A 4,217-nucleotide genomic window follows, 5' to 3' on the forward strand; every position below is an offset into this window, starting at 1 on the left:
CGCCTGCAGCATCGCCGCCTCCAAATAGATATCAGACTGGATGCTTTTGCCTCCGGAGGGGACTGGAATGAATTTCTCGAACATCAAGGGCGCGGCTGTGCCGACGCTGGCCGGACTGATTGTCATGGCAATATCTGGAGCTGCAGCGGCGGGCTCGCTGGCCGGAAGCGAGGGCGACAAGCGTTTCCCGCCGGCCATATCCAAGAATCCGAAAGACGAATGCACCAGGGCCTACAACACTTATGTCGCGGCGGGCGGTCATTCGGCCTACGCGACGACGTTCTATTCGCGCGTCGTCGATCTCTACATCATCTGCGGCACGAAGCTGAACGCACCATCCCAGAAAGCGGCGGAAGACCTGGCGCTTCGCAACTGCCAGGCCGGCCTGACGAGATGGAAAGTCAAGACGGCGAGCGGCGGCTGCGCAATCGCGGCGTCCAAGTAGGCTGGAGCCGGGAAACTTCCCAAGAGGAATACAGTGATATCTCCAAACATCGGAACTGCATCCATCATGGCGACGCTCCTAACGTTGGCGACGGTTTTCTCCGCGGCGGCGGGATCGTTGGCTGGAAGCGAGGGCGACAAGCGTTTTTCGCCACTCCTGCCCAGCAACGCCAAGGACCAGTGTACAAAGGCCTACAAGGCTTATGTCGCTGCGAGCGGCCACTCGGCCTACGCGACGACGGCTTTTGTGCGGGTCAGAGACGGCTACGTCCTGTGCGGCGCCCACTACAATGCATCCTCGCAAAAGGCGGCAGAGGAAATGGCAATGAAATCCTGCCAATCCGCCCGGGCGCACTACAAGGTGGCATCCAGCGGCGATTGTCAGATCGCGGCTTCGAAATAGACGGGCGAACGCCGACCCGTGACTGCCCGCGGCGGATCCGGGAGGTCCCATGTTCGGCAAGATACTGATCGCCAATCGCGGCGAGATCGCTTGCCGCGTCATCCGCACAGCGCGCAAGCTGGGCGTGCGTACGGTCGCCGTCTATTCCGACGCCGATGCCCGGGCCCTGCATGTCGAGATGGCCGACGAGGCGGTGCATATCGGCGCCTCGCCCGTCGGCGAAAGCTATCTGTGCGGCGACAAGATCATCGCGGCAGCGAAAACGACGGACGCCGAAGCTATCCACCCCGGCTACGGCTTTCTGTCGGAAAACCCTGACTTCGTCGACGAAGTGGTGGCGGCGGGCCTCGTCTTCATCGGGCCGTCGGCCGGCTCGATCCGCGCCATGGGGCTGAAGGACGCTGCCAAACGGCTGATGGAGAAGGCCGGCGTGCCGGTCGTGCCGGGCTACCATGGCGAGGCGCAGGAGATCGTGCTGCTCGCCTCGAAGGCGCGCGAGATCGGCTATCCCGTGCTGATCAAGGCGCGCGCCGGCGGCGGCGGCAAGGGCATGCGGCGGGTCGAACATCCCGACGATTTTTCCGAAGCGCTGTCGGGCGCGCGGCGCGAAGCGAAGGCCGCCTTCGGCGACGACCGCGTCCTGGTGGAAAAATATGTCGACAAGCCGCGCCACATCGAGGTGCAGGTGTTCGGTGATATCTTTGGCAATGCCGTGCATCTCTTCGAGCGCGACTGCTCGGCGCAGCGCCGCCACCAGAAGGTGATCGAGGAAGCGCCCGCGCCCGGCATGACGCCGGCGCTGCGCAAAGCGATGACGGAGGCGGCGGTCAAGGCTGCCAAGGCGATCCACTATTGCGGCGCCGGCACCATCGAGTTCATCGTCGACGCCTCGCAGGGACTGAAGGCGGACCGCTTCTGGTTCATGGAGATGAACACCCGCCTGCAGGTCGAGCACCCCGTCACCGAAATGGTCACCGGCATCGATCTGGTCGAGTGGCAGCTCAAGGTGGCGTCCGGCGAAAAGCTGCCGAAGACGCAAAGCGAGATCCAGCTCTCCGGCCACGCATTCGAGGCGCGCCTTTATGCCGAGGATCCGGCAAGGGGCTTCTTGCCGGCGACGGGCACGCTGCATCATCTAAAATTTCCAGTCGCCGCCCCCGAGGGCGCCAGCATGCGCATCGAGACCGGCGTGCGGGCTGGCGATGCCATCTCGCCCTTCTACGATCCGATGATCGCCAAGCTGGTCGTCCACGGCAAGGACCGGCAGGCGGCGCTCGACGCGCTGGGAACAGCGCTTTCGCAAACCGAGATCGCCGGCTCGACGGTCAACACCGCCTTTCTGGCGGCTCTTGCGGCTGACGCGGATTTTGCCGCCGGCGATGTCGACACCGGCCTGATCGGCCGACATCAGCAGGCACTGACCTCGGTCCCGCCGCCGAGTGGCGAGATTGTTGCCGCGGCAGCCCTTGCGGCGTCCGGCGCCGGGGCTCTAGAACCCTCCGACGACCCATGGTCGGCGCTTGCCGACTATGCGCATTTCCACACGGTCGCGCGGCGCACGCGGCTGCGCTATGGCGAGGATGATATTCTCGCGCGTGTCTCGGTGCGGCCGGACGGGCGGTTCCAGGTGGCGCTGGACCCACCTTATGACGGCGCCAATTCGCATGACCTGCCCGCCGCCCCTCGCCTCGCCCTCTGGCCGGGTCACGTCACGGTATTTTCGGGCGCCATAGGCTACAGTTTCGCCGTGCCAGACCCGCTGGCGAGAGCCGAGGAAGCCGCAGCCGCTTCCGGCAGTCTGCGCGCGCCGATGCCCGGGCTGGTCAAGCTGGTGCGCGCGGCAAAGGGCGATGCCGTGATCAAGGGCCAGCCGCTGCTGATCCTGGAGGCAATGAAGATGGAGCACATGATTTCGGCGCCCCATGACGGCGTGATCGCCGAGATCGCGGCAGAGGGGGCGCAGGTCACCGACGGAACCGTATTGGTGCGCTTTGCCGAGCAAGCCCACGATTGAGCTCCACGCCGCGATCTTTCAACCGAGGTGCAGGCGGCCGAAATAAAAATGGCCAGGCAAGCCCGGCCATTTTCTAACTGCCACGTGGCAACGGCAGAGATTACGGCTGGATCGGCGCGTATTTGCCATCGTGCCACTGGTTGATGTCGTAGCTGGCGTTCTTCAAGTCGCCCTTCTCGTCGAAGGTGACCGAACCGACCACGGTGCTGATCGGCGTGCCATTCTTCAGCGCTTCGGCGACCTTGGCAGGATCGTCGCTGCCGGCGCGCTTGATGCCTTCGGCGAAGGCCTGGATCACGGCGTAGGAGAACAGGGTGAAGCCCTCCGGCACGAAGCCACCGGCCTTGATCTTCTCGATGGCTTCCTTGGCCTCAGGTTTTGCCTGCGGATCCGAGGGGAAGACGAACATGGTGCCTTCGCCGGCCGGGCCGGCAACCTGCCAGAACTCCGGCGACGCGATCGAATCCGGCATGATGAGCTGGAACTTGAGGCTCTGTTCCGCCGACTGGCGCAGGATGAGGCCGGCCTCGGGATGATAGCCGCCGAAATAGACCACATCCGCCTTCAGGTCCTTCAGCTTGGTGACGAGGGCCGCATAATCCTTCTCGCCGGCGTTGATGCCTTCATACATGACTTCCTTGAGGCCGCCGGCGTTCATAGTCGCCTTGACGGCATCGGCTACGCCCTGTCCGTAGGCGCTCTTGTCATGCAGGATGACGACGTTCTTTCCGGCATATTTCTTGGCGATCCACGGGCCGATGAAGGCGCCCTGGGCATCGTCGCGCGTATAGAGGCGCATGATCGTCGGCCAGCCGGCAGTTGCCGCCGCGTCGGTCAGCACAGGGTTCGACGAAGCCGGGCTCATCATCAGCGCACCGGCCTCGGCGTAGACCGCGGAGGCCGGGATGCTCGAACCGGAGCAGGCATGGCCGTCGATGAACTTGACGCCGTCGGCGATGATGCGGTTGGCGACCGAAACCGCCTGTTTCGGATCGCACTGGTCGTCCTCGATGTCGAGCTTGACCTGGCGGCCATCGATGCCGCCGGCCGCGTTGATCGCGTCGGCGGCGGCTTGCGCGCCCTGCTTGAACTGGTCACCGATGGTGGCAAGCTGACCGGTCATCGGTCCGACCACCGAAAAGGTGATGTCGTCGGCGAAGGCGACTGGCGCGCTCATCATCAGGCCGAATACGGCCGCGCTCAGAATATTCAATTTTTTCATGGTGAACTCCTCCCAGGCTCGCGCAGCCGTTCCAGCCGCACTTCTTTCAGAAGCCGGGACAATTTCATCCTTCATTGGGCCTGTCTAGGCGCATTGACGCCGCTCGATTGGGCCTGCAACGTTTCTGTTTGACC

4 protein-coding genes are annotated in these 4,217 nt (G+C 64.1%); 3 read left to right on the plus strand and 1 reads right to left on the minus strand.

Going from position 1 to position 4,217, the window contains the following annotated elements:
* Positions 1 to 67: 67 nt before the first annotated feature.
* From CN311_RS30790 to CN311_RS30800, 3 genes are all read left to right on the plus strand, one after another.
* Positions 68 to 445: a hypothetical protein gene (locus CN311_RS30790; RefSeq protein ID WP_097577349.1), complete on the plus strand. Its 378-nt coding sequence runs from the start codon at positions 68 to 70 to the stop codon at positions 443 to 445.
* A gap of 66 nt (positions 446 to 511) precedes the next feature.
* Positions 512 to 847: a hypothetical protein gene (locus CN311_RS30795; RefSeq protein ID WP_097577350.1), complete on the plus strand. Its 336-nt coding sequence runs from the start codon at positions 512 to 514 to the stop codon at positions 845 to 847.
* Positions 848 to 896: 49 nt separating this feature from the next.
* The gene (locus tag CN311_RS30800) at positions 897 to 2,861 is read left to right on the plus strand and encodes an acetyl/propionyl/methylcrotonyl-CoA carboxylase subunit alpha (protein WP_097577351.1); all 1,965 of its coding nucleotides are present in this window, start codon (positions 897 to 899) and stop codon (positions 2,859 to 2,861) included.
* Between the two features lie 100 nt (positions 2,862 to 2,961).
* Here CN311_RS30800 and CN311_RS30805 read toward each other — a convergent pair whose 3' ends face one another.
* Entirely contained in the window at positions 2,962 to 4,083 is a 1,122-nt protein-coding gene (locus tag CN311_RS30805) for an ABC transporter substrate-binding protein (protein WP_097577352.1), read from the minus strand.
* Between the last annotated feature and the right edge of the window lie 134 nt (positions 4,084 to 4,217).

This window comes from Mesorhizobium sanjuanii (genome assembly GCF_002529485.1).
GTDB lineage: Bacteria > Pseudomonadota > Alphaproteobacteria > Rhizobiales > Rhizobiaceae > Mesorhizobium > Mesorhizobium sanjuanii.